A 26,364-nucleotide genomic window follows, 5' to 3' on the forward strand; every position below is an offset into this window, starting at 1 on the left:
TCCAGGAGAAGGCGAGAACGCACAGTGAGCGACCGGACCGAGCAGAAGCTCCGCGACTACCTCAACCGCGTCACCATCGACCTCCAGCAGACCCGGCGACGGCTGCGGGACGTCGAGGAGCGCAGTCGTGAGCCCATCGCCGTCGTCGCGATGAGCTGCCACTTCCCCGGCGGGGTGCACAGTCCGGAGGACCTGTGGGAGCTGGTGGCGGACGGCCGCGACACCTACTCCGGGATCCCCGCCGACCGCGGGTGGGACGCCATCGGGCTGGCCGGCTCCGGCGTCCCCGTCACCGGGGCCTTCCTGGACGAGGCTGGTGGCTTCGACCCGGCCTTCTTCGGCATCTCGCCCCGCGAGGCGCTCGCCATGGACCCCCAGCAGCGGCTGATGCTCCAGACCTGCTGGGAGGCCGTCGAACGAGGCGGCATCGACCCCGTGTCGCTGCGCGGCAGCCGTACCGGCGTGTTCGCCGCCTCCATCGACCAGGGCTACATGTCGCTGGCCGACGGGGCGCCCGAGGGCGTCCAGGGCTTCCTGATGACCGGCAACGCGATCAGCGTCATGTCCGGGCGCGTCTCCTACGTCATGGGCCTGGAGGGGCCCTCGGTCACCGTCGACACCGCCTGCTCCGCCTCGCTGGTGGCGCTGCACCTCGCGGCGCAGTCCCTGCGCAACGACGAGTGCTCGCTCGCGCTCGTCGGCGGCGTCAACGTGATGGCCATGCCGGGCGCCTTCGTGGAGATCTCCCGCCAGGGCGGCCTCGCCGCCGACGGCCGCAGCAAGCCCTTCGCGGCGGCGGCCGACGGCACCGGCTGGGGCGAGGGCGTCGGCGTCCTGCTCGTGGAGCGCCTCTCCGACGCACGCGCCAACGGCCACCCGGTCCTCGCGGTGCTGCGGGGCAGCGCCATCAACCAGGACGGCGCCAGCAACGGCCTGACCGCCCCCAACGGTCCCTCGCAGCAGCGCGTGATCCGCGCCGCGCTCTCCGATGCCCAGCTGGCACCGGCCGATGTCGACGCCGTCGAGGCACACGGCACCGGCACCCGGCTCGGCGACCCCATCGAGGCCGACGCCCTGCTCGCCGCCTACGGCCAGGACCGCGACGGGGACCAGCCGCTGTGGCTCGGTTCGATCAAGTCCAACATCGGCCACACCCAGGCCGCGGCGGGCCTGGCCGGTGTCATCAAGGTCGTCATGGCGATCCGGCACGGCGTCCTGCCGCAGACCCTGCACGTGGACGCGCCCACCCCGCACGTCGACTGGAGCTCCGGCGGCGTGCGGCTGCTCACCGAGCGGCGCGACTGGCCCGTCGCCGACCGCCCGCGCCGCGCGGGCGTCTCCTCGTTCGGCATGAGCGGCACGAACGCGCACGTCATCATCGAGCAGGCACCCGAGGCCGAGCAGCCCGCCGACGAGCAGGCGCCCGAGGACGGCCGGCAGGGCGCGGCGGAGCCGATCGCCGGCGCCGGGCCGCGTACCGCGCCGGACGCCGGGTCCGGCTCCTCGTCCGGCGTGGACCCCCTGCCGACCGTGCCCTGGCCGCTGTCCGGCCGTAGCCCGGAGGCGCTGCGCGACCAGGCCGCCCGGCTCGCCTCCTGGCTCGCCGACCGGCCCGGCCTCCGCCCGGCCGATGTCGGCCACTCGCTGGCGGTCACCCGCTCCGCCTTCGAGCACCGGGCCGTCGTCGTGGCCGACCGGCCCGAGGGCTTCCTGCGCGGGCTCGCCGCCGTCGCCGCGGGCACCAGCGCCGCCGAGACGGTCCCCGGCCGCACCGGCGCGGGCGACGGCAGGACCGTCTTCGTCTTCCCCGGCCAGGGCTCGCAGTGGGCGGGCATGGCACGGCAACTTCTGGACGAGTCACCGGTGTTCGCCGCCCGCATGGCCGCGTGCGAACAGGCCCTCGCCCCGCACCTGGACTGGTCGCTGTCGGCGGTCGTGCGCGGCGAGCCCGACGCGGCGCCGCTGGACCGCATCGACGTCGTCCAGCCGGTGCTGTTCGCCGTGATGGTCTCCCTCGCCGCCGTCTGGCGGTCGTACGGGGTCGAACCCGACGCCGTCGTGGGCCACTCCCAGGGCGAGATCGCCGCCGCGTACGTCGCCGGCGCCCTGTCGCTCGACGACGCCGCCCGCATCGTCGCCGTACGCAGCCGCGCCCAGCTGGAACTGTCCGGCACCGGCGGCATGGCCTCCGTGGCGCTGCCCGCCGACACCCTGCGGGACCGCCTGCGCGCCTGGGAGGGCCGCCTGTCGGTCGCCGCCGTCAACGGCCCGGCCTCCGCGGTCGTCTCCGGGGACCCCGAGGCCCTGGAGGAGTTCCTCCGCCAGTGCGAGGAACGCGAGGTGCGGACCCGGCGGGTAGCCGCCGACGTGGCGGGCCACTCCGCGCACATGGACCGGCTGCGCGACGGCATGCTCGAAGCGCTCGCCGGCGTCCGGCCCACCGCCGCCACGATCCCGCTCTGCTCCACGGTGACCGGCGGATCCCTCGACACGACCGGCCTGGACGCCGACTACTGGTTCCGGAACATGCGGCAGACCGTCGAGTTCGACGCCGCCGTGCGCGACCTCGTCCGGCGCGGCCACAGCGTCTTCGTCGAGATCAGCCCGCACCCCGTGCTCACCGTCCCGACGCAGGACACCCTCGACGACCTCGCCGACCCCGACGCGGCGGTCCCGGCCCCGCCGACCCTGGTCACCGGCACCCTGCGCCGCGACGAGGGCGGCCTGCACCGGGTGCTCACCGCCCTCGCCCAGGTGCACGTGCACGGCGTGCCGGTGGACTGGGCGGCCGTGTTCGCCGCTCACCGGCCCGAGCGGGTCGAACTGCCGACGTACGCCTTCCAGAACCGGCGCTTCTGGCTGGAGCCGCAGACCCGGCCCGGCACCACGCAGGACACCACCGACCCCGCGGACGCCGCCTTCTGGGCCGCCGTCGAACGCGAGGACGTCGCCGAGGTCGCCGCCACGCTCGGGGTCGAGGCCGCCAGCTGGAGCGACGTCCTGCCCGCTCTCTCCGCCTGGCGCCGCGACCGCCGTGACCGGGCGGTCCTCGACGGCTGGCGCTACCACATCGCCTGGCAAAGGCTCACGGCCAAGACCGCCGGGCCGCTGCGGGGCCGCTGGCCGGTCCTCGTCCCGGACGGCCACACCGCCGACGCGGCGGTGACCCGTGCCGTCGAGGCCCTGCGCGAGCGCGGCGCCGACCCCGAACTCGTCGTCCTCGACCACACCCACACCGACCGGTCCCGGCTCACCGGCCACCTGCGTGAACTGCTGGCCACCGGGCCCGGCACGGAGGCCGCCCCCGCCGGAGTGCTGTCCCTGCTGGCCCTCGACGAGCGGCCGCACGAGGGCCTGCCCGCCCTGCCCGTCGGTCTGGCGCTCACCACCGCCCTCGTCCAGGCGCTGGACGACCTCGGGGTCCGGACCACGTTGTGGTGCGTCACCTCCGGCGCCGTCCCGGTGCACCCGTCCGAGCCGGTGCCCCACCCGGTCCAGGCCCTCGTCTGGGGCTTCGGCCGCACGGCGGCCCTGGAACACCCGAGCCTGTGGGGCGGTCTGATCGACCTGCCCGAGCAGTGCGACGCCCGCGCCGGGCACCTGCTCGCCGACCTCCTGGCCGGAGCCGGCGACGAGGACCAGCTCGCCGTACGGTCCTCCGGGGCGCACGCCCGCCGGCTCGTCCGCGCCACCCCCTCCACCCCCGCGCCGTCGGCTCCCTGGCGGCCCTCCGGCACGGTCCTCGTCACCGGCGGCACGGGCGGGCTCGGCGCCCACGCCGCCCGCTGGCTCGCCCGGGGCGGCGCCGACCACCTGCTCCTCGTCAGCCGCCGGGGTGCCGACGCCCCCGGCGCCGACGAACTGGCGGCCGAACTCACCGCCCTGGGCACCGGTGTGACCCTGGCCGCCTGCGACATCACCGACCGCGAGGCGCTCGCCGCGCTCGTCGACGGGGCCGCCGCCGAGGGCCACCCCGTCCGCGCCGTCCTGCACACCGCCGCGGCCGCCCAGCTGTTCCCGGTACGCGACGAGAACCCGCAGAGCATGGCCGCCACCCTGGCCGCCAAGGTCCAGGGCGCCGCCAACCTCGACGCCGTCCTCGCCGACACCGACCTCGACGCGTTCGTCCTGTACTCCTCCGTCTCGGGTGTGTGGGGCAGCGCGGACCACGCCGCCTACGCGGCGGGCAACGCCTACCTCGACGCCCTCGCCGCCCACCGACGCGGCCGGGGCCTCGCCGCCACCTCCGTCGTCTGGGGCATCTGGAGCGCCGAGGGCGGCGGCCTCGCCACCAGCGACCTCGAACGCGCCCTCCTCGAACGCGGCATCCCCTTCATGGACCCGCGGCTGGCCGTCGGCGGGCTCCAGCGCGTCCTGGACGACGACGAGACCGTCGTCGTGGTCGCCGACGTCGACTGGGCCCGCTTCGTGCCCGTCTTCACCTCCGTACGGCCCAGCCCCCTCATCGCCGACCTCCCCGACGTCCGCGCCCTGGCCACCGCCGAGGACCGGACCGACCCCGACCCGGACGCCGCCGACGGCGCCGCCGGACTGCGCCGCACCCTCGCGGGACTGCCCGAGCCCGAGGTCCGGCGGACCCTGCTGGAACTCGTCCGCACCAACGCCGCCGCGGTCCTCGGCCACGACTCCGCCGACGCCGTGCTGCCCGACCGGGCCTTCCGCGAACTGGGCTTCGACTCGCTGATCGCCGTCGAACTGCGCAACCGGCTCAACCAGGTCACCGGCCTGCGGCTGCGCGCCACCGTCGTCTTCGACTACTCCTGCGCGGCGTTCCTCGCCGAACACCTGCGCACCGAACTCCTCGGCGACACGGCCCCGGCCGTGGCCTCGACGGCCGTCGTCCCCGTCGCCGACCCCGACGAGCCCATCGCCATCGTCGCGATGAGCTGCCGCTTCCCCGGGGGCATCGACACCCCGGAGCGGCTGTGGCAACTGCTCATCGACGGCGGCGAGGTGCTCTCCGGCATGCCCGCCGACCGCGGCTGGCCCCTGGACCGCCTGTACCACCCCGACCCCGACCACCCGGGCACCTCCTACGTCCGCGAGGGCAGCTTCCTGCACGACGCGGGCGACTTCGACCCGGCCTTCTTCGGCATCTCGCCGCGCGAGGCGGTCGCCATGGACCCGCAGCAGCGGCTGCTCCTGGAGACCTCCTGGGAGGCGTTCGAACGGGCGGGCATCGACCCGGCGTCCCTGCGCACCACCCCGACCGGTGTCTTCGCCGGCGTCAACTACCAGGACTACACCTCGCTCGCCGGTTCCTCGCCGGAGGGCGGCGAAGGACATCTGGTCGCGGGCGGAGCCGCCAGCGTGGTCTCCGGGCGCGTCGCCTACACCCTCGGTCTGGAGGGCCCGGCGGTCACCGTCGACACCGCCTGCTCCTCCTCCCTGGTCGCGACGCACCTCGCCGCGCAGGCCCTGCGCGGCGGCGACTGCTCGCTCGCCCTCGCCGGCGGTGTCGCCGTGATGGCCACCCCGGGCGTCTTCGTCGGCTTCTCCCGGCAGCGCGGCCTCGCCGCCGACGGCCGCTGCAAGGCGTTCGGCGCCTCCGCGGACGGCATGGGCCTCGCCGAAGGCGTCGGCGTGGTGCTCCTGGAGCGGCTCTCGGACGCCCGTCGCAACGGCCACCCGGTGCTCGCCGTGCTGCGCGGCAGCGCCGTCAACCAGGACGGCGCCAGCAACGGCCTGTCCGCCCCCAACGGCCTCGCCCAGCAGCGGGTCATCCGCCAGGCCCTCACCAACGCCGGGCTGACCGCGGCCGACATCGACGTCGTCGAGGCGCACGGCACGGGCACCACCCTCGGCGACCCCATCGAGGCGGACGCCCTGCTCGCCACCTACGGACAGGACCGCCCGCACGGCCGCCCGCTCCGGCTCGGCGCACTCAAGTCCAACATCGGCCACACCCAGGCCGCCTCCGGAGTCGCCGGAATGATCAAGGCCGTGCTCTCGCTGCGGCACGGCGTCCTCCCGCGCACCCTGCACGCCGACGAGCCCTCCCCGCACGTCGACTGGGCCTCCGGCGAGGTGGAGCTGCTCACCGAGGCACGCGACTGGCCCGACACCGGCGCACCCCGCCGCGCGGGCATCTCCTCCTTCGGCTTCAGCGGCACCAACGTGCACGCCATCCTCGAACAGGCACCGCCCGCCCCCGACGCCGCCTCCGACGCGGACGCAGGCGCCGGACCGGAGCCGCGGCCCGCGCCCACCGCGCCCGTCGTGCCCTGGGTGCTGTCCGCGAGGTCGCCGCAGGCCCTGGCCCACCAGGCCCAGCGGCTGCGCGGCCACCTCGCCGGCGACGGCGCCCCCGAACCGCTGGACACCGGCTACTCCCTGGCGACCGGCCGTACCCCCTTCGAACACCGCGCGGTGCTCCTCGGTACCGGCGGCGACGCCCCGTCGGCCGCCCTCGACGGGCTGGCCGGCGGCGAGGACACCCCGGGGCTGATCCGCGGAGTGGCCGACACCGACGGCCGCCGGGTGTTCGTCTTCCCGGGCCAGGGCGCGCAGTGGGCCGGTATGGCGGTGCAACTGCTGGACACCTCCCCGGTGTTCGCCGCCTCCATCGCCGCCTGCGAGCAGGCACTGACGCCGTACGTCGACTGGTCGCTCGACGCCGTGCTGCGCGGCGCCCCGGACGCGCCGCCCTTCGAACGGGTCGACGTGGTCCAGCCCGCGCTGTGGGCCGTGATGGTCTCGCTGGCCGCGCAGTGGCGCTCCTGGGGCGTCGAGCCCGACGCCGTACTGGGCCACAGCCAGGGCGAGATCGCCGCCGCCGTGGTCGCCGGGGCCCTCTCCCTGGACGACGGCGCCAAGGTCGTGGCCCTGCGCAGCCGCGCGATCCTCTCCCTCGCCGGGCACGGCGGCATGGTCTCCGTGGCCGTCCCGCGCGAGCGCGCCGTCGCGCTCGTCGCCCGGTGGTCCGGGCGGCTCTCCCTCGCCGCTGTCAACGGACCGTCCGCCGTCGTCGTCTCCGGCGACACGGAGGCCCTGACCGAGCTGATCGCCGTCTGCGAGGAGGAGGGCGTACGGGCCCGCACGATCGCGGTGGACTACGCCTCCCACTCCGCGCACGTCGAGCGCATCCGCGCGGAGGTGCTCGACGCACTGGACGGCATCGCGCCGGTGGCGGGCCGGGTGCCGCTCTACTCCACCCTCACCGGCGACTGGCTCGACACGACGGAGATGGACGCCGGGTACTGGTACCGGAACCTGCGCGAGACCGTCGAGTTCGACGGTGCCGTGCGCGCCCTCGCCGACCAGCGCCACCAGGTCTTCGTCGAGGTCTCGCCGCACCCGGTGCTCACCATGTCCGTCCAGGACACCCTGGAGGACGCCGAGGCCCCGCGGACCGTGGTGACCGGAACACTCCGCCGAGACGAGGGCGGCCTCGCCCGCGCGCTCACCTCGGCCGCCGAACTGTGGGTGCGTGGCGTCCCGGTCCAGTGGCCGGTCCTCTTCGAGGGCACCGGCGCCCGCCGCACCGACCTGCCCACCTACCCGTTCGAGCACAAGCGCTACTGGCTCCAGGGCGCCGGACCGACGGCTCAGGCGGGCGCCAAGGACGAGATCGATTCCGCGTTCTGGCGGCTCGTCGAGCGCGGTGACGCCGCCGAGGCCGCCGGTGACCTGGCGGTGGACGCCGAGACGCTCGGCACGGTGCTGCCCGCCCTGAACGCCTGGCGCCGCAGGCAGCGGGAGGGCGCCGCCGTGGACACCTGGCGCTACCGCGTCGACTGGCAGCCGGTCCCCGACCCGCCCGCCGCGCCCCTGTCCGGCACCTGGCTCGTGGTCCTGCCCGAAGGGGTCGACGACGAGCCGGGCGCTCCGCTCGCGCGGGACTCCGTGACGGCCCTCACCGATGCCGGAGCCGACGTCGTGACCGTGCGGCTCACCGACGCGGACGCCGACCGCGCCACGCTGGGGGAGCGGCTCACCACCGCCCTGGACGGCCGCACCCCGCAGGGCATCCTGTCGCTGCTGGCGATCGCCGGACGGCCGCACCCCGACCACCCCGCCGTCTCCGCCGGTTCGGCCCTCACCCTCGTCCTGGTCCAGGCGCTCGGCGACCTCGGCGTCGAAGCCCCGCTGTGGTGCGCCACCCACGGCGCCGTCTCCACCGGCGCCGGCGACCCGCTCACCGCACCCGACCAGGCGCTGGTCTGGGGCACCGGCATGGTCGCCGCCCTGGAGCACCCCACCCGCTGGGGCGGTCTGGTCGACCTGCCGCCAGCCCTCAACTCCCTGTCCCGCGACCGGCTCCGCGCGGTCCTCGCCGGTGCCACCGGTGAGGACCAGCTCGCCGTCCGCTCCGCCGGACTGCTCGGCCGACGCCTGGTCCGCGCCCCCCGCCCGCCCGGCACCCGGCCCGCGTGGAAGCCCCGGGGCACCGTCCTCGTCACCGGCGGCACGGGCGCCCTCGGTCCCCACGTCGCGCGCTGGCTCGCCCGCGGCGGCGCCGAGCACCTCGTCCTTCCCGGGCGGCGCGGCGCCGACGTCCCCGGAGCCGACGAACTGCGCGCCGAACTCGCCGAACTGGGCACCCGGCTGTCCCTGCCCGCCTGCGACGTCGCCGACCGTGCCCAGGTCGCCCGGCTGCTGACCGGACTGGAGGAACAGGGCACCCCCGTCACCGCCGTGTTCCACGCCGCCGCCTACATCCAGCTGGCCTCCCTGGACGACACCCCGCTCGACGCCTTCGCCGAGGTCGTCGCCGCCAAGGCGGAGGGGGCCCGGCACCTGGACGAACTGCTCGACCGCGAACTGGACGCGTTCGTGCTGTTCTCCTCCGTCGCGGGTGTCTGGGGCAGCAGCAACCACGCCGCCTACACCGCCGGCAACGCCTATCTCGACGCCCTCGCCGAACACCGCAGGGCCCGGGGCCTGAGCGCCACCACCCTCGACTGGGGCGTCTGGTCGGCCGCCAACCCGTGGGCCGTCCGCGAGACCGTCGACGAGTCCGACTTCTACCGGGTACAGAAGCAGGGCCTGCCGCTCATCGAGCCCGACCTCGCGCTCGCCGGACTCCAGCAGGTCCTCGACGACGACGAGACGGTCATCGCCCTCGCCGACGTCGACTGGGAACAGTTCGCCGCGGTCTTCGGCTCCGTACGCCCCAGCCGTCTGCTCACCGGCGTACCGGAGGCCAGGCGGCAACTGGAGGAGGCCGCGACACCGGGCGCGAGCGCCGCCACACCGGCCGCCGACGTGCTGCGCGAGCGACTGACCGGGCTGGCCGGGGCCGAGCAGCGCCGCGTCACCCTGGACCTCGTCCGCACCCACGCCGCGGCCGTCCTCGGCCATGACTCCCCGGAGGAGCTCCGGCCGGGCAGGGCGTTCCAGGAACTCGGCTTCGACTCGCTGACCGCCGTCGAACTGCGCAACCGGCTCCGCACGGCCACCGGCCTCCCCCTGCCCGCCACCCTCGTCTTCGACTACCCGTCCGCGGCCGTGCTCGCCGAGCACATCCGCGCCGAGCTGCTCGGCGAGCACCGGACGCCCGCCACGCGGGAGCCCGCGCCCGCCGGCACCGGGGCGGCCGACGAGCCGATCGCGATCGTCGCGATGAGCTGCCGCTTCCCCGGCGGGGTGCACACCCCCGAACAGCTGTGGCGGCTGCTGGAGGAGGGCGGCGACGTCGTCTCGGAGTTCCCGACCGACCGCGGCTGGCCGCTGGAGTCCATGTTCGACCCCGACCCGGACCAGCCCGGCACCAGCTATGTACGGCACGGCGGATTCCTCTACGACGCCGGTGACTTCGACGCCGACTTCTTCGGCATCTCCCCGCGCGAGGCGGTCGCCATGGACCCGCAGCAGCGACTGCTCCTGGAGACCTCCTGGGAGACCTTCGAACGCGCCGGTCTCGACCCGGACCGCCTGCGCGGCACCGACACCGGTGTCTTCACCGGCGTCAACTACCAGGACTACGGCGCCTCCGTGGCCCAGACCCAGGAGAACGAGGGCCACCTCCTCACCGGCAGCGCGGCGAGTGTGATCTCCGGCCGGATCTCCTACACCCTCGGCCTGGAGGGCCCCGCGGTCACCGTCGACACCGCCTGCTCCGCCTCCCTCGTCGCGGTGCACCTGGCCGCCCAGGCGCTGCGTGCCGGGGACTGCTCACTCGCCCTGGCCGGCGGCGTCGCGGTGATGTCGAGCCCGGGTGCCATCATCAGCTTCGCCCGCCAGCGCGGCCTCGCCGCCGACGGCCGCTGCAAGGCGTTCTCCGACGCCGCCGACGGCATGGGCATGGCCGAGGGGGTCGGCGTGATCCTCCTCGAACGGCTCTCCGAGGCACGGCGCAACGGACACCCCGTGCTGGCCGTCCTGCGCGGCAGCGCCGTCAACCAGGACGGCGCCAGCAACGGCCTGACCGCCCCCAACGGCCCCTCCCAGCAGCGGGTCATCCGCGCCGCCCTCGCCAACGCCCGGCTCTCGGCGGCCGACATCGACGTCGTCGAGACCCACGGCACCGGCACCACGCTCGGCGACCCCATCGAGGCCCAGGCCCTGCTCGCCACGTACGGGCAGGAGCGCTCCGACGGGCGCCCCCTGCTGATCGGCTCCCTGAAGTCCAACATCGGCCACACCCAGGCCGCCGCGGGCGTCGCCGGTGTGATCAAGACCGTCCTGGCGCTCCGGCACGGGCAGGTGCCGCGCACCCTGCACGTCGACCGGCCCTCGACCCAGGTCGACTGGACGGCCGGTGCCGTGGACGTGGTCACCGACGCGACCCCGTGGCCCGCGACGGGCCGCCCGCGCCGCGCCGGGATCTCCGCGTTCGGCATGAGCGGCACCAACGTGCACGCGATCCTGGAGGAGGCGCCCGAAGAGAGCCGGCCGGAGACACCGGACGAGGTGCCGGACCGGGCGGTGGCCTGGCCGCTGTCCGCGAAGTCCCCGGACGCCCTGCACGGTCAGGCCGCGCGCCTGACCACCCACCTGAGCGAGGCACCGGACGCCACGCCCGCCGACATCGGCGGGGCCCTGGCGGCCCGCACCGCCTTCGAACACCGCGCCGTCCTCGTCGGCGACGGCATCCGGCTCCCCGCCGCGCTGACCGCGCTGGCCGACGGAGATACCGCCCCCGACCTCGTACGCGGCGTCGCCGGCACCGTGGGCCGTACGGTCTTCGTCTTCCCGGGCCAGGGCTCCCAATGGGCCGGTATGGCAAGGGAGTTGCTGGACGAGTCCCCCGTGTTCGCGGCCCGGATGGAGGAGTGCGAACGGGCGCTGGCTCCCTTCGTCGACTGGTCGCTGCTCGACGCCGTGCGCTCGGGCGGAGTCTGGGACCGGGTGGACGTCGTCCAGCCCGCGCTGTTCGCGGTGATGGTGTCGCTGGCCGAGGTCTGGCGGTCCTTCGGTGTCGTACCGGACGCCGTCGTCGGCCACTCCCAGGGCGAGATCGCCGCCGCCGTCGTGGCGGGCGCGCTGTCCCTGGAGGACGGGGCCCAGGTGGTCGCCCTGCGCAGCAAGACCCTCGACGCGCTGGCCGGTCGCGGCGGCATGGCCTCCCTGTCCCTGCCCGCCGACCAGGCCGAGGCCGCCCTCGCCCCCTGGTCCGGCGCCCTGTCGGTCGCCGCGCTGAACGGCCCCGCCACCACCGTGGTCGCGGGCGACGCGGAGGCCCTGGCGGCCCTGCTCGCGCAGTGCGAGGCGCAGGGCGTACGGGCCCGGCGCATCGACGTCGACTACGCCTCGCACTCCGAGCACGTCGAGGAGATCCACGGCATCCTCATGGACGCCCTGGCGGGCATCAAGCCGCTGCCGAGCGAGGTCCCGCTGTACTCCACGGTGGACGGCGGCTGGCTCGACACCACCGGCATGCACGCCGGTTACTGGTACCGCAACCTGCGGCAGACCGTCGGCTTCGACCCCGCCGTCCGCGCCCTGGCCGCCGAGGGGTTCACCTCCTTCGTCGAGGTCAGCCCGCACCCCGTGCTCACCATGGCCATCGAGGAGACCACCGAGACCGCCGGACGCGAGGCCGTCGTCCTCGGCACGCTCCGCCGCGACGAGGGCGGCCTGCGACGCGTCCTGCTGTCGGCGGCCGAACTGTGGGTGCGCGGAGGTGCGGTCGACTGGACCGCCGCGTTCCCCGGCGGGACCACGGCCGAGCTGCCGACGTACGCCTTCCAGCGGCGCCGCTACTGGATCCAGCCGCCCGCGGCGACGCCCCGCGGGCCCGGTGCCACCGGTCACCCGCTGCTCGGCACGGCCGTCGAGGTCGCCGACACCGGGGACCTCGTGCTCACCGGCAGCCTGTCGACACGCACCCACCCCTGGCTCGCGGACCACGCGGTCTCCGGCGTGGTCCTGCTGCCCGGCACCGGCTTCGTCGAACTGGCCGTACGCGCCGGCGACGAGGCGGACTGCCCCCGGGTCGAGGAACTGACCCTCCAGGCACCGCTGGTGTTCGACCGGGACGCCGCCGTCCGGATCCAGGTGCGGGTCGGCGCGCCCGACGACTCCGGGCGGCGCACCCTCGGTGTGTTCTCCCGGGCCGAGGACGGCGCCGGCACTCCCTGGACCGGGCATGCCACCGGTGTCCTCGCCCCCGCCGGGTCCGCCGACCCGGCGGCCCACCCGTACGGCCCGGCATGGCCGCCCGCCGGAGCGGAACCCGTGCCCGTCGACGGCCTCTACGAGCGGTTCGCGGACGCCGGCTACGGCTACGGCCCCGCCTTCCACGGCCTGACCGCCGCCTGGCGCCTCGGCCAGGACGTCTACGTGGAGGTCCGGCTGCCGGAGGACCAGCACACCGGGGCCGCAGGCTTCGGTCTGCACCCCGCGCTGCTGGACGCGGCCCTGCACGGTCTGTGGCTGGCCGCACCGGACGGTGCCGACCAGAACGACGCGCCCGGCACCGCCAGGCTGCCCTTCTCCTGGGAAGGCGTCCACCTGCACGCCTCCGGGGCGACCGAACTGCGCGTGCGGCTGAGCTACGACGACACCGGTTCGGTGGCGCTGGCCGCCGCCGACCCGGCCGGCCGGCCGGTCGCCGACGTGGCGGCGCTGGCCATCCGGCCCATCGCCGTCGACGCCCTGCGCGGCGCCGCGGCGCAGGGACGCGACTCGCTGTTCACCCTGGGCTGGACCGCCCTGCCCACCACCACCGAGCCGCCCGTCGGCCGGTGGGCCGCCCTCGGCACCGAGCAACTGCTGCCCGAGACCCACGAGAACCTCGACGCGCTGACCGCCGCCGTGGACGGGGACGCCGCCGTGCCCGACGTGGTCGTCACGCTCTGCCCGCCCGGCGGGAACAGCGCGGACGCGGCCCGTACCGCGCTCGCCGGCACCCTGCGGCTGCTGCAGACCTGGCTGGCCGACGACCGCTGGGCCGACACCCGCCTGGTCCTCGTCACCCGGGGCGGTGTCGCCACCGCACCCGGCGAGGACATCGGCGACCTGGCGGCCGCCGCCGTGTGGGGGCTCGTGCGCTCCGCGCAGTCCGAACACCCCGACCGGTTCGTCCTCGTCGACGCGGACGACCCGGCCGAGGCCCTGAAGGCCCTGCCCGCCGCGCTGTCCGCCACGGAACCCCAGCTCGCGGTACGCGACGGACGGACCCTCGCACCCCGCCTGACCAGGACCCCGCCGACGGATGCCGAGGCCGCGGCCGGCAAGCCGTGGGACCCCGAGGGCACGGTGCTCGTCACGGGCGCCTTCGGCGTCCTCGGCGGCCTGGTGGCCCGTCACCTGGTCACCGAGCACGGGGCACGCCACCTGCTGCTGACCGGGCGGCGCGGCGCCGACACCCCCGAGGCGGCCGCCCTGGTCGACGAACTCACCGCCCTGGGCGCCCGGGTGGAGACCGCAGCCTGCGACACGGCCGACCGGGACGCCCTGGCCGGACTCCTCGCGGGCGTCCCCGACACCCACCCGCTCACCGCCGTGGTCCACTCGGCCGGCGTCCTCGACGACGGGATCATCGGCTCGCTCACCCCCGAGCGCCTGGACCGCGTCCTGCGCCCCAAGGCGGACGCCGCGCTCCACCTGCACGAACTGACCCGCGACCTGCCGCTGGCCGCGTTCGTGCTCTTCTCGTCCGCCTCCGGCACCGTCGGCAGCTCCGGGCAGGGCAACTACGCGGCGGCCAACGCGTTCCTGGACGCGCTCGCCCAGCACCGTCGCGCCCAGGGGCTGCCCGGCCAGTCGATCGCCTGGGGCATGTGGGCCGAGCGCTCCGCGCTGACCGGCACCCTCGACGAGGTCGACCTGCGGCGCATGGCCCGCGGCGGCGTGGGGGCACTCACCTCCGACGAGGGCCTCGCCCTGTTCGACGCCGCGCTCGAACGGGACGACGCGGTGCTGGTCCCGCTCCGGCTCGACCTGGCCAGGCTGCGCGCCAGGGCGGGCACCGGCGCCGTACCCGCCCTCTTCCGCGCACTGGTACGCGGCGCCGCCCGCCGGACGGCGGCCACCGGCGGCGCCGCCGACGCGGCGGACACCCTGCGCGGGAGGCTCGCGGGCCTGTCCGCCGACGACGCCCGCGCCGTCCTCGCCGACCTGGTGTGCGCGCACGCCGCCGACGTGCTCGGGCACGCCGGAGCCTCGGCCGTCGACCCCGAACGCGCCTTCCGGCAGCTCGGCTTCGACTCGCTGACCGCGGTGGAACTGCGCAACCGCCTCAACGCGGCGACCGGACTGCGGCTCCCCGCCACCCTGGTGTTCGACTACCCGAGCCCAGCGGCCGTCGCCGGGTACTGCGCCGAACGCCTCGCCCCGGCCGGCTCCCCGCAGACCCCGGCATCGGCCCCGGCCGACGCCGACATCACCCGGGCCCTGTCGACGATCCCGCCAGCCAAACTGCGCGAATCCGGCCTGCTGGACGCGCTGCTGAAGCTGGCCGGACCGGACCCGCGGGGCGGCGAACCGCAGGCGGCCGGGAGTGAGAGTGGCATCCAGGAGATGGACGTGGACGACCTCGTACGGCTGGCGCTGGGGAGCGAGCGTGACTGACACCCGCGTACCGGCCCGGAAGAGGATGTGAGGAGAGGGATGTCCACGGACAAGGTGGTCGAGGCGCTGCGCGCCTCCCTGCTGGAGAACGAGCGGCTGCGCGGCGAGAACACGCGGCTGCGCGACGAGTCCCGGGAACCCGTCGCGATCGTCGCCATGAGCTGCCGCTTCCCGGGCGGGGTCCGCACCCCGGAGGACCTGTGGCGGCTGCTCGTCGAAGAACGCGACGCGGTCAGCGAGTTCCCCGCCGACCGGGGCTGGGACGCCGCCGCGCTGTACGACCCCGACCCCGACACCCCGGGCACGTCCAACACGCGCGAGGGCGGCTTCCTGCACGACGCCTGCGGCTTCGACGCCGGCTTCTTCGGGATCTCGCCCCGTGAGGCGCTGGCCATGGACCCCCAGCAGCGGCTCCTGCTGGAGACCTGTTGGGAGGCCGTCGAGCGCGGTGGCATCGACCCGCTGTCGCTGCGCGGCAGCCGCACCGGCGTGTACGCGGGCGTCATGTACAACGAGTACGGCGCCCGGCTGCAGCGGATACCGGAGGACGTCGAGGCGTTCATCGGCACCGGCACCGTGCCCAGCGTGGTCACCGGCCGGATCGCCTACACCCTCGGCCTGGAGGGCCCGGCCGTCACGATCGACACCGCGTGCTCGTCGTCGCTGGTCGCCCTCCACCTGGCCTGCCAGGCGCTGCGGGCGGGGGAGATCGGCCTCGCCCTGGCGGGCGGCGTCACGGTGATGTCCACACCGAGCCTGTACGTCGGGTTCAGCCGCCAGCGCGGACTGGCGCCGGACGGCCGCAGCAAGTCGTTCGCCGCGGCCGCCGACGGCGCCGGCTTCGGCGAGGGCGTCGGCGTGCTGCTCCTCGAACGGCTCGCGGACGCCCGGCGCAACGGCCACCCCGTGCTCGCGCTCGTCCGGGGCTCGGCGGTCAACCAGGACGGCGCCAGCAACGGCATGACGGCGCCCAACGGCCCTTCCCAGCAACGGGTCATCCAGCAGGCCCTGGCGGCGGCCGGCCTCTCGCCGGCCGAGGTCGACGCGGTGGAGGCGCACGGCACGGGAACCCGCCTCGGCGACCCCATCGAGGCGCAGGCACTGCTCGCCACCTACGGCCAAGGACGCCCGGCGAACCGGCCGCTGCTGCTCGGCTCGCTCAAGTCCAACCTCACTCACACCCAGGCCGCCGCCGGGGTCGGCGGCGTCATGAAGATGGTGCTCGCGATGCGCCACGGCCTGCTGCCCCGCACCCTGCACCTCGACCGTCCCACCCCGCAGGTCGACTGGACCGAGGGCGACATCGCCCTGCTCACCACGGCCACCCCCTGGCCGGACAACGGCCGGCCCCGCCGCGCCGGCGTCTCCTCCTTCGGCGCCAGCGGCACCAACGCCCACACCGTCCTGGAGGCGGCGCCCGCCGACGTACCCGCCGAGGACGAGATACGTGACGAGGCACCCGGCCCGGTGGCCTGGGCGCTGTCCGCGAAGGGCGAGGCGGCACTGCGCGGACAGGCCGCCGCCCTGCACGCCCGTCTGACCGGCACCCCGCAGGCACACCCCCTGGACGTGGGCTTCTCGCTGGCCACCGCCCGGTCCGGGTTCGCCGACCGCGCCGTCGTCGTCGGCGACGACCGTCCCGCCCTGCTGTCCGGCCTGGCCGCGCTGGCCGCCGGACGGCCCGACCCGGCGGTCGTCTCCGCCCGCGCGCTGCCCGGGCGCAAGGCCGTCTTCGTCTTCCCCGGCCTCGGCTCGCAGTGGCCCGGCATGGCCGCCCAACTGCTCGACGAGTCACCCGCGTTCACGTCCCGGATGGCGGACTGCGCACAGGCACTCGCCCCGCACATCGACTGGTCGGTCACCGACGTCCTGCGCGGCGCGCCCGGCGCGCCGTCCCTGGACCGGGTGGACGTCCTCCAGCCCGTGCTGTTCTCCGTGATGGTGTCGCTGGCCGCGCTGTGGCGGTCGTACGGCGTCGAGCCCGCCGCCGTCGTCGGTCACAGCCAGGGCGAGGTCGCCGCCGCCTGTGTCGCGGGCGCGCTCACTCTGGAGGACGGGGCCCGCGTGGTCGCGCTGCGCAGCCGGGCCCTGGCCGGACTCGCCGGTGGCGGCGGCATGGCCACCGGCGTGCTCTCCGCGGCCGAACTCGCCCCGTACCTGGAACGCCGCTCGGGCAAGGTCACGGTCGCCGCCGTCAACGGGCCACGCGTGCTCGTCGTCGCCGGACCCGGCGACGAGGTCGGCGCCCTCGTCGACGAACTCTCCGCCGAGGGCGTCATGGCCTGGCGCATCCCGGTGGACTACGCCTCCCACTCGGACGACGTGAGCACCGTACGCGACCGGCTGCGCGAGGACCTGTCCTCGCTCGTCCCCAAGGCCCCGGCCGTGCCCCTGGTGTCCACGGTGGACGCCGACTGGACCGGTGCCGGCGACCTCACCCACGCGTACTGGTACCGCAACCTCCGCCAGACCGTCCGCTTCCACGACGCGATACGCCTGCTCCTCGACGCCGGGCACCGCACCTTCGTCGAGGTGAGCCCCCACCCGCTGCTCACGTACGGCATCGGCGACACCGCCGCCGACGCCGGCGCGGACGACGCCGTGGTGCTGGGCACCCTGCGGCGCGACGAGGGCGGTCTGCACCGGATGCTGCTGGCGCTCGGCGAGGCGCACGCGAACGGCGTGGCCGTCGACTGGCGGCGCGTGTTCGACGGCACCGGGGCCCGTCTCACCGACCTGCCCACGTACGCCTTCCAGCGCACCCACTACTGGCTCGACGTGCCCGCGCACGCCGGGGACCCCGAGTCGGCGGGCCAGACGGAGACGGGCCACCCGCTGCTCACCGCGGCCGTGGATCTGCCGGACGGCGACGGAGTGCTCTTCACGGGGCGCCTCTCACCGCGCACCCATCCGTGGCTGGCGGACCACGCGGTCTCCGGCACGGTGCTGCTGCCCGGCGTCGCCTTCGTGGAGATGGCCGCCCACGCCGCCGTCCACGTCGGCTGCACCACGGTCGAGGAACTCACCCTGGCCGCACCCCTGGTCCTCGCCGCCGACGAGGCCCGACGACTCCGCCTGACCGTGGACGCGCCCGACCCCGAGGGCCGCCGGGCCGTGGCGCTGTACTCCCGCCCCGACGGCCCCGAGTCCACCGCACCGTGGGTACGCCACGCGGGGGGCACCCTGGCCGGGACGCCCGCCTCCGCACCGGGTGACCCCGGCCGGTGGCCGCCCGGCGACGGCGCCGAACGCCTCGACCTCGACCACCTGTACGCGGACTTCGAGGCGGCCGGGGTCCACTACGGCCCGCTCTTCCAGGGCCTGCGCGCCGCCTGGCGGGTCGGCGACGAGATCCACGCCGAGGTGGCTCTGCCCGCGTCGGTGCCGGGGACCCGCGCGAGCGGCTTCGCCGTCCACCCGGCCCTCCTCGACGCCGCGCTGCAGACGGTGGCCCTGCGCCCCGACGGCACCCGGGGCACGGACGCGCGTACGGGAGGCGTGCCGCTGCCCTTCTCCTGGCACGACGTGACGGTCGCCCCCACGGCCGACCCGGTGCTGCGGGTGGTGCTGAGCCCTGCCCCGCAGGGCGGCGACGCCGTGTCGGTACGGATCACCGACCGCACCGGGCGCCCGGTCGTCACCGTCGGCGCACTGACCCTGCGGGCGGCGGCGGGTGCTCCGGCCGCCGCCGAGCGGTCGCTGTTCCGCCTCGACTGGACCCGGCTGCCCGGCACCGGACCGGCCACCGGAACCTGGGCCGTGCTCGGCACCTCCGGCGGCGGTCTGCTGCCGGCCGGCTTCCGGGCCGCGCCGTGCCCGGACCTCGCCGACGTGCCCCCCACGTGCGACGCCGTGCTGGCCCTGTGCCCGCCCGTCGGCGGCGCGGGCCCCGAAGCGGCCCGCGCCGCCGTGAACGCCGTACTGGACCTGCTCCAACGCTGGCTGGCGGAGCCGAAGTTCACCGAAACCCCCCTGGTGCTGCTCACCCGTGGCGCGGTCGACCTCGACGGCGCCCCCGCGGACCTCGGGGGCGCCGCCGCGCGGGGGCTGCTGCGCACCGCCCAGCTGGAGCACCCCGGCCGCTTCGTCCTGCTGGACACCGACGGCGGCGACGGCCTCGAAGCGGCCCTCGCCACCGCCCTGGCCGAGGGCGAACCCCAACTGGCCCTGCGCGAAGGCATCTTGTACGCGCCCCGCCTGGTCCGCGCGCCCGTCGCCGACCGGCCCGCCGGATTCGGTCCGGAGGGCACCGTCCTCGTCACCGGCGGCGGAGGCACCCTGGGCGGACTGGTGGCCCGTCACCTGGTCACCACCCATGGCGTACGGCATCTGCTGCTGCTCGGCCGCCGGGGCGCCGCTGCCGAGGGCATGGCCGCGCTCACGGAGGAGCTGAGCGCGGCGGGAGCCGAGGTCACCGTCGCGGCGTGCGACGTGGCCGACCGGGAGGCGCTGGCGGCCCGCCTCGCGGCGATCCCCCCGGAGCACCCGCTGCGCGCCGTGGTGCACACGGCGGGTGTGCTGGACGACGGGCTGTTGACCGCCCTCACCCCCGAGCGGCTGTCGGCCGTCCTGCGCCCCAAGGCCGACGGCGCCTGGAACCTGCACGAGCTGACCCGGGACCAGGATCTGACGGCGTTCGTCCTGTTCTCCTCCTCCGCCGGTGTCTTCGGCAGTCCGGGCCAGTCCGCCTACGCCGCCGCCAACGCCTTCACCGACGCCCTGGCCGCCGTCCGCCACCGGGCAGGGCTGCCCGGCACCTCCCTGGCCTGGGGCCTGTGGGAGCAGCGCACCGCTCTCACCGACGGACTCGGCGACACGGACCTGCGGCGGATGGCCCGGAGCGGGGTGCGTGCCCTGCCCACCGAGGAGGGCCTGGCGCTGTTCGACGCCGCACTGGCGGGCGACGACCCCGTCCTCGTCCCGGTGGGCCTCGACCTCCGGGCCCGCCCCGGCGGCCCGGTGCCCCACCTGCTGCGGTCGCTGGTCCGGACCCCCGCCGCACGCCGGCGTGGCCCGGAACCCGAGGCGTCGCTGCGGCCCCGGCTGGCCGCCGTGCCGGAGGCCGAACAGGGCGAGATCCTGCTGCGGCTGGTGCGGACCCAGGCGGCCGAGGTGCTCGGCCACGCCGACCCGGACGCGCTGTCGGAGGGGGACGCCTTCCTGGAGAGCGGGTTCGACTCGCTGACCGCCGTCGAGCTGCGCAACCGCCTCGCCGCCGCGCTCGACCTACGGCTGCGCCCCACCGCCGTACTCGACGCGGGAACCCCCGCCCGGCTGGCCGGGCACCTGCGGGCGGAACTGACCCGGAGCACCGCTCCCGGAGCCGGGCGGGGGGTCGGTGAACCGCCGCGCGACGCGGTCAGCACCCTGTTCCGGCAGGCGTGCGAGGTGGGCCGGATCCACGAGGGCATCCAGATCCTCCAGCAGGCCGCGAAGCTCCGCCCCGACTTCGGGTCCGGCCCCGAGCTGCTGAGCTCGTCCGGACGCCGTCCGGAGCTGCTGCGGCTGCACGTCCGCGACGACGCGCCCGAACTGGTCTGCTTCGCGTCGGTGGTGGCGCTCGGCGGAGCCCATCAGTACAGCCGCTTCGCGTCCGCCTTCGAGGGCCGCTACGGCGTCAGCGCGCTGGACGCGCCCGGCTTCGCCCCCGACGAGCCGCTCCCCGCCGGCATGTCCGCCCTGCTGGACTTCCAGACCGAGGTCCTCCTGCGGCGCCTCGGCGACCGGCCGAAGGTGCTGCTCGGCTCCTCGTCGGGCGGCACCCTCGCGCACGCCGCCGCCGCCCGCCTGGAAGCGCTCGGAGCCGGACCGGCCGCCGTGGTGCTGCTGGACACCTATCTGTCCGGGGACGAGGCGATGACCCAGTTCGACGACGTCCTGGTCAGCGGAATGTTCGAGCGCGAGGACCGGGCCGCCCCGATGGACGGCACCCGGCTGACCGCCATGGGCCGCTACTTCCAGCTCCTGGACGACTGGGAGCCGCCCCCCGTCGCGGCGCCCGTGCTGCTGGTGCGGGCGTCGAGCCCCCTGGCGGAACCGGCACCGGACAGCGACATCGACTGGCGGGCCTCATGGCCGTCCGCGCATTCCGTCCTGGACGTTCCGGGAAATCACTGGTCGATGATGGAACAGCATCTGCGAACGACGGTCGACGCCGTCACGGGATGGCTGGATTCGGTCATTTCGTAATTCGCTTCGAGAACCCGGAAGAACCCGCCGAAGAAAAGTGGAGCGATATGTTGGAAAAAGATTCCGATGCCTCAGGTGAAAAGCCCCGTCTCACCGTACTCGGCGCCGGCGTCATGGGTGTCGGCATCACCGCGCTGGCGGTCGGACACGGTGTGCCCGTGACACTCATCGACGTCGACCAGGCCAAACGCGCGGAGGCGGAGGCCCGTATCGCCCACGAACTACGGCTCGCGCGGCTGATGGGCGCACTGCCGGACGACCTTCCCCCCGGGTCGCTCGTCATCGGTGAATCGTCGTCGGAAGCGGCCGGGTCGACCGCTGTCATCGAAGCCGTCACGGAAATAGCGGAAATCAAGGAGAAAGTGATCGCGGAGGTTTCCGCGGTCGTTTCCCCTGGTACTGTCCTGGTGTCCAACACATCGTCCATTCCCATTGACGAGCTGGCCTCGGCCGCCGTGCGTCCGGCGGAACTCGTCGGCACGCATTTCATGAACCCGTCCTATCTGATCCGCACGGTCGAGGTCATCCGCGGCGCCCGCACCGGCGAGGCCGCCATGGACTCCGTACGGGCCCTGCTCACCACCCTGCGCCGTCAGCCCGTCGTGGTCCGCGACGCCCCCGGCTTCGTGACCAGCCGGGTCCTGCACCCGATGATCAACGACGCGGCCCGGGTGGTGCAGGAGGGGACCGCGACCGCCGAGGACGTCGACGCCCTGATGCGGGGCTGCCTGGGGCACGCCACGGGTCCGTTGCGCACCGCGGACCTCATCGGGATCGACAACCTCGTCGACTCGCTGAACGTGCTGTACGAGCGCACCGGTGACAGCGGCTGCCGTCCGTGCGACCTGCTGCTGGAGAAGGTGCGGGCGGGCCATATCGGCCGGAAGTCCGGCCGTGGTTTCTACGAATACGAGGGATGAAAGTCATGACCATGCCATCTGAGGGGACCGTGGAGAAGGAACTCCTCGACTTCCTGCACCTACGCACCAAGACCGTCTGGGAGGAGGACACCGACCTCTTCGCGGCCGGCGGGCTCTCGTCCCTGTTCGCCATGGAACTCGTCGTCCACCTGGAGAAGTCCTACGGCATCGCGATCCGGGGCGCCGACCTGCGGCTGGACAACTTCCGTACCGTCACGGGAATGGCGGCACTGGTCCGCCGTCTGCGCGCGGCCGCCGGGGACGGCGGTGAGTGAGCGCCTCGCCGAGGCGACGGCCTCGGTCACCGGCCTCGTCGGTGACCGGGCCGGTGACTGGGACCGCTCGGGCCTGCTCCCCGCCGAGCTGCTGAGAAAGCTCGGCGCCGCCGGGCAGTTGTGCACCGGTGTGCCCACCGAGTACGGCGGCCTCGGCTGGGACAGCCGCACCGGTGGCGAGTTCACCGCCCACGTCGGCAGCCTGTGCAGCTCCCTGCGCAGCGTCATGACCTCCCAGGGCATGGCCGCCTGGACCGTCGAACGGCTCGGCGACGAGGCGCAGCGCCGCGCACTGCTGCCCCGCCTCACCTCGGGCGAACTGGCCGCCGTCGGCTTCAGCGAGAGCCAGGCCGGCAGCGATCTGTCGGGCATCGACACCCGGATCACCGTCGACGGCGACACCGTCGTGGTCGACGGCCACAAGGTGTGGATGACGGCTGCCCACTACGCCGACCTGCTCATCGTCTTCGGACGGATGGGCGACGGCGCCGCCGCCGTGGTCGTACCCGCCCGGGCCCCGGGCGTCGACGTACGACGGGTTGCCGACCCCCTGGGCTGCCGCGCCGCCGGACACGCCGAGGTCCGCCTGGACTCCGTACGCCTCCCCGCCGACAGCGTGCTGGGCGGCGGGGGCCTGTCCCTGCCGCTGCTCGTGACCACCGCCCTGGCCTACGGACGGATGTCGGTCGCCTGGGGATGCGTCGGAATCCTGCGCGCCTGCCTGGCCGCGACGACCCGGCACGCCGCGTCCCGCGAGCAGTTCGGGCAGCCGCTGGCCCGTCACCAGCTCGTCGCCAAGCACCTCGCCGATCTCTTCGTCGCGGAACAGGTCGCCTCCCGCGCCTGCGAACACGCCAGCCACCGCTGGGACAACGGCTCCCCCGACATGGTGGTCGCCACCATCCTCGCCAAGCACGTCAGCGCCGGCCACGCCGCCCGCGGGGCCGCGTCCGCCGTACAGGTCATGGCGTCGGCGGGAGCCCAGGACGGCCATCCGGTGGCCCGCGCCTACCGGGACGCCAAGCTGATGGAGATCATCGAGGGCAGCAACGAGATGTGCGAACTGCTGCTCGCCCAACACGCGTTGACAAGTGTGGAGCCGACATGAGCGACAAGACCGGCGCCGACGCGCCGGCTCTCGTGAAGTGCCTGGTCTGGGACCTGGACAACACCCTCTGGCTGGGCACGCTGCTGGAGGACGCGGAGGTGCGGCTGCCCGACGCGATACGGGCGGCGATCGTCGAACTCGACGCGCGGGGCGTCCTGCAGTCCGTCTGCAGCCGCAACGACCACGACCTGGCGTGGGCCCGACTCGAAGAGCTGGGCGTCGCCGAGTACTTCGTCCTGCCCGAGATCGGCTGGGGTCCCAAGTCCGAGGCGGTCCGGCGGATCGCCGAGGGCCTGAACTTCGCCCACCGGACCATCGCCTTCATCGACGACCAGCCGGCCGAACGGGCCGAGGTCGCCTACCACCTCCCGGACGTCCGCTGCTACCCGGCCGAGGAGGCGGTCACCCTCACCGGCCTGCCCGAGTTCAGCCCCGCCGTGAGCACGGTGGACTCCCGGCGCCGGCGCGAGATGTACCAGGCCGGTTTCCGCAGGGAGACCGAACGGTCCGCCTACGAGGGCCCCGACGAGGAGTTCCTCCGCTCCCTCGACCTGGTCATGCGCATCGGACGGGCCACCGAGGAGGAGATCACCAGGGTCGAGGAACTCACCCTGCGCACCAGCCAGATGAACGCCACCGGAGTGCACTACTCCGACCGGACACTGCGCGAGTTGTCGGCGGACCCCGGCCACGAGGTCCTGGTCACCACCCTCACCGACCGGTTCGGACCGCACGGGGCCGTCGGCGTCACGCTGGTCGAGAAGCACCCGGCCGTGTGGCACCTGAAGCTGCTCGCCACCTCCTGCCGCGTGGTGTCCTTCGGCGCCGGATCGGTCATCCTGAACTGGCTCGTGGACCAGGCCGCCGCGGCCGGCGTCCATCTCGTGGCCGACTTCCGGCGGACGGACCGCAACCGCATGATGGAGGTCGCCTACCGGTTCGCGGGCTTCGACGAAGAGCCCTGCGCCTGCCGCGACGCCGTGCGGACCGCGCCGGCACGGGCGGCGGAGACAGCGGAACATCAGGAGACGACGGAGGTCGAACGGCTGCATCTCGTCGCCGCACCCCGGACCCCCTCCACGACGGTCCGGCTGATCGCGCCCGATCTGACGGGGCGGCCCGCCACGGACACCTCGGTCGTGGCCCCTGCGTGAGGGCCCCTGCCGGAGGCAGCTCACGGCGGGCTCCCGGACCACCTCGTCCGGGAGCCCGCCGAGGACTCGTGCGACAGGGGCGTGGCCGGTCCGCCAAGAGCGCACCGGCCACGACCCGACCGTCCCCGAGGCCTCCGGGGGCCTCAGTCGCCCGACCGGATGCGGGCGATCAACTCCCGCTTCAGGACCTTCCCGCTGGGGCCGAGCGGGAAGGCGTCGACGAACAGCACCTCGCGCGGGTACTCGGAGGCGGCCATCCGCTCCTTCGCCCGGGCCACGATCCCGGCGGCGAGCGCGGCGTCCCCCCGGACGCCGGCCCGCGCCACGACCACGGCGTACACCTCCTCGCCGTGCACCTCGTGCGGGATGCCGACGACCGCGACCTGGTCGATCGCCGGATGGCCGGTCAGCGTCTCCTCCACCTCGCGGGGGTACACGTGGTACCCGCCGCGCAGCACCATGTCCTTCTCGCGGTCCACGAGGGACAGACAGCCGTCGGCGTCCTTCACGCCGATGTCCCCGGAACGGAAGCAGCCGTCCACGATCGCCCCGGCGGTCGCCTCCGGCCGGTTCGGATGACCGGCCATCTCGTTGTGCCCCCGGATGGCGCCGTCAGGCGTCCTTGCGCCGGGCGAGCGTGATGCCGTCGGCCATGGTGAGCATGCTCAGGTCCACCCGCTCGTCCGCGCGCAGGCGGGCGTTGAGTTCACGGATGCCCGCGGTGTCGGCGTCCGTGAACTGCGGATCGGTGACCCGGCCGAAGAAGAGCGTGTTGTCCACGACGACGAGGCCGCCGGGTGCGAGCAGTTCCAGGGACAGCTCGTAGTAGCGCGGGTAGTTCGCCTTGTCCGCGTCGATGAACACCAGGTCGAAGACGCCCTGGCCCTCGTCGGCGAGCAGCTTCTCCAGGGTCTCCGCCGCGTCGCCCACCCGGAGGTCGATCAGGCCGTCCACCTCGGCCCGCTTCCAGAACTCCGCGCCGATCGACGGCCAGCGATCGGTGATGTCGCATGTCACCAGTCGTCCGTGGGTCGGCAGGGCGCGGGCCATGCACAGGGTGCTGTAGCCGGTGAAGGTGCCGATCTCCAGGACCGAGGCCGCCCGGGTGAGCCGGACCAGCAGCGCGAGCAACTGTCCTTCCTCCGCGGGCACCTGCAGGGCGACGCCGCCGGGCAGCCCGGCCGTCGCTTCGCGCAGTTCCAGCAGGATGTCGTCCTCGCGCAGCGAGGTCTGCCTGACGTACTCGAGAAGCCGCGGCGTCATGCCGATCTGCTCAGCCATGGGGGATCTCCGTCTCGGTGGGAGTCGGTGTGAGCGGCGCGCCGGGCGGCGGGGGAGCGCCGGAGGACGAGCCGTGCGTGCTCGGGTACGGACCCGCCTCGGCGTCGTTCCGCGCCGTCAGCGCCCGGCGTGCCCGGGGGTGGGGGAAACCTGGGGGCCGTGGCCGCCCACGCCCTCGTCGTCCGCGCCGTGCCACAGCCTGGCGTCGTAGGGAGTGTCGGACACCGAAATGGTGGCTCGTTCTCCGGCCGACGGGCGGGCCGACACAGCGTCGGCCGGTTCACCGACGAGTGCGCGGACGTGGAGGCGCAGCCGTTCCACGTCGTCGGCCAGTCTGGTGAGCGCGGGAGGCTCGCCGAATCCGGAGGACCGCAGTGAGCCGACGCAGTGCGCCAGCCGGTCGACGGTGCGGAGCAGTTCTCTGACGGCGGCTGGGGGCATCGAGCTTCCTCCGAGTC

Annotated in this window: 9 protein-coding genes; 6 read left to right on the forward strand and 3 right to left on the reverse strand. The window is 74.9% G+C overall.

Features of this window, described 5'->3' with window-relative positions; translation table 11 throughout:
• Positions 1-24: 24 nt before the first annotated feature.
• Genes H4687_RS39430 through H4687_RS39455 form a run of 6 tightly spaced genes read left to right on the forward strand, consistent with a single transcriptional unit; the run spans position 25 to position 24,625 of the window.
• On the forward strand, positions 25-14,979 hold the full coding sequence (locus H4687_RS39430) for a type I polyketide synthase (protein WP_046912787.1): 14,955 nt from the start codon (positions 25-27) through the stop codon (positions 14,977-14,979).
• Positions 14,980-15,018: 39 nt separating this feature from the next.
• On the forward strand, positions 15,019-21,168 hold the full coding sequence (locus tag H4687_RS39435; RefSeq protein ID WP_046912788.1) for a type I polyketide synthase: 6,150 nt from the start codon (positions 15,019-15,021) through the stop codon (positions 21,166-21,168).
• Between the two features lie 47 nt (positions 21,169-21,215).
• Positions 21,216-22,088: a 3-hydroxyacyl-CoA dehydrogenase family protein gene (locus H4687_RS39440; protein ID WP_046912789.1), complete on the forward strand. Its 873-nt coding sequence runs from the start codon at positions 21,216-21,218 to the stop codon at positions 22,086-22,088.
• Positions 22,085-22,363: an acyl carrier protein gene (locus H4687_RS39445; RefSeq protein ID WP_179859965.1), complete on the forward strand. Its 279-nt coding sequence runs from the start codon at positions 22,085-22,087 to the stop codon at positions 22,361-22,363. Before H4687_RS39440 ends, H4687_RS39445 begins: the two co-directional genes overlap by 4 nt.
• Positions 22,356-23,471 (forward strand): acyl-CoA dehydrogenase family protein, encoded by a 1,116-nt coding sequence (locus H4687_RS39450; protein ID WP_046912791.1) that lies wholly within the window; start codon positions 22,356-22,358, stop codon positions 23,469-23,471. Before H4687_RS39445 ends, H4687_RS39450 begins: the two co-directional genes overlap by 8 nt.
• A complete protein-coding gene (locus H4687_RS39455) occupies positions 23,468-24,625 on the forward strand; it encodes an HAD-IIIC family phosphatase (RefSeq protein WP_046912792.1) in 1,158 nt (385 codons plus the stop codon). Before H4687_RS39450 ends, H4687_RS39455 begins: the two co-directional genes overlap by 4 nt.
• Positions 24,626-24,768: 143 nt before the next feature.
• Here H4687_RS39455 and H4687_RS39460 read toward each other — a convergent pair whose 3' ends face one another.
• The 3 genes from H4687_RS39460 to H4687_RS39470 all read right to left on the reverse strand — a co-directional run bounded on the left by H4687_RS39460 (position 24,769) and on the right by H4687_RS39470 (position 26,347).
• Positions 24,769-25,212, reverse strand: coding sequence for an AMP-binding enzyme (locus H4687_RS39460; RefSeq protein ID WP_050398341.1), 444 nt, complete (start codon positions 25,210-25,212; stop codon positions 24,769-24,771).
• 25 nt (positions 25,213-25,237) lie between these two features.
• Positions 25,238-25,906: an O-methyltransferase gene (locus H4687_RS39465; protein WP_046912793.1), complete on the reverse strand. Its 669-nt coding sequence runs from the start codon at positions 25,904-25,906 to the stop codon at positions 25,238-25,240.
• A gap of 117 nt (positions 25,907-26,023) precedes the next feature.
• On the reverse strand, positions 26,024-26,347 hold the full coding sequence (locus H4687_RS39470) for a hypothetical protein (protein WP_046912794.1): 324 nt from the start codon (positions 26,345-26,347) through the stop codon (positions 26,024-26,026).
• Between the last annotated feature and the right edge of the window lie 17 nt (positions 26,348-26,364).

It is taken from the genome of Streptomyces stelliscabiei (assembly GCF_014873495.1).
Taxonomy (GTDB): domain Bacteria; phylum Actinomycetota; class Actinomycetes; order Streptomycetales; family Streptomycetaceae; genus Streptomyces; species Streptomyces bottropensis.

Coding starts and splice junctions, on each gene's coding strand:
- H4687_RS39435 (WP_046912788.1), top strand. CDS start 15,019: ATGTCCACGGACAAGGTGGTCGAGGCGCTGCGCGCCTCCCTGCTGGAG.
- H4687_RS39440 (WP_046912789.1), top strand. CDS start 21,216: ATGTTGGAAAAAGATTCCGATGCCTCAGGTGAAAAGCCCCGTCTCACC.
- H4687_RS39445 (WP_179859965.1), top strand. CDS start 22,085: ATGAAAGTCATGACCATGCCATCTGAGGGGACCGTGGAGAAGGAACTC.
- H4687_RS39455 (WP_046912792.1), top strand. CDS start 23,468: ATGAGCGACAAGACCGGCGCCGACGCGCCGGCTCTCGTGAAGTGCCTG.
- H4687_RS39460 (WP_050398341.1), bottom strand. CDS start 25,212: ATGGCCGGTCATCCGAACCGGCCGGAGGCGACCGCCGGGGCGATCGTG.
- H4687_RS39465 (WP_046912793.1), bottom strand. CDS start 25,906: ATGGCTGAGCAGATCGGCATGACGCCGCGGCTTCTCGAGTACGTCAGG.
- H4687_RS39470 (WP_046912794.1), bottom strand. CDS start 26,347: ATGCCCCCAGCCGCCGTCAGAGAACTGCTCCGCACCGTCGACCGGCTG.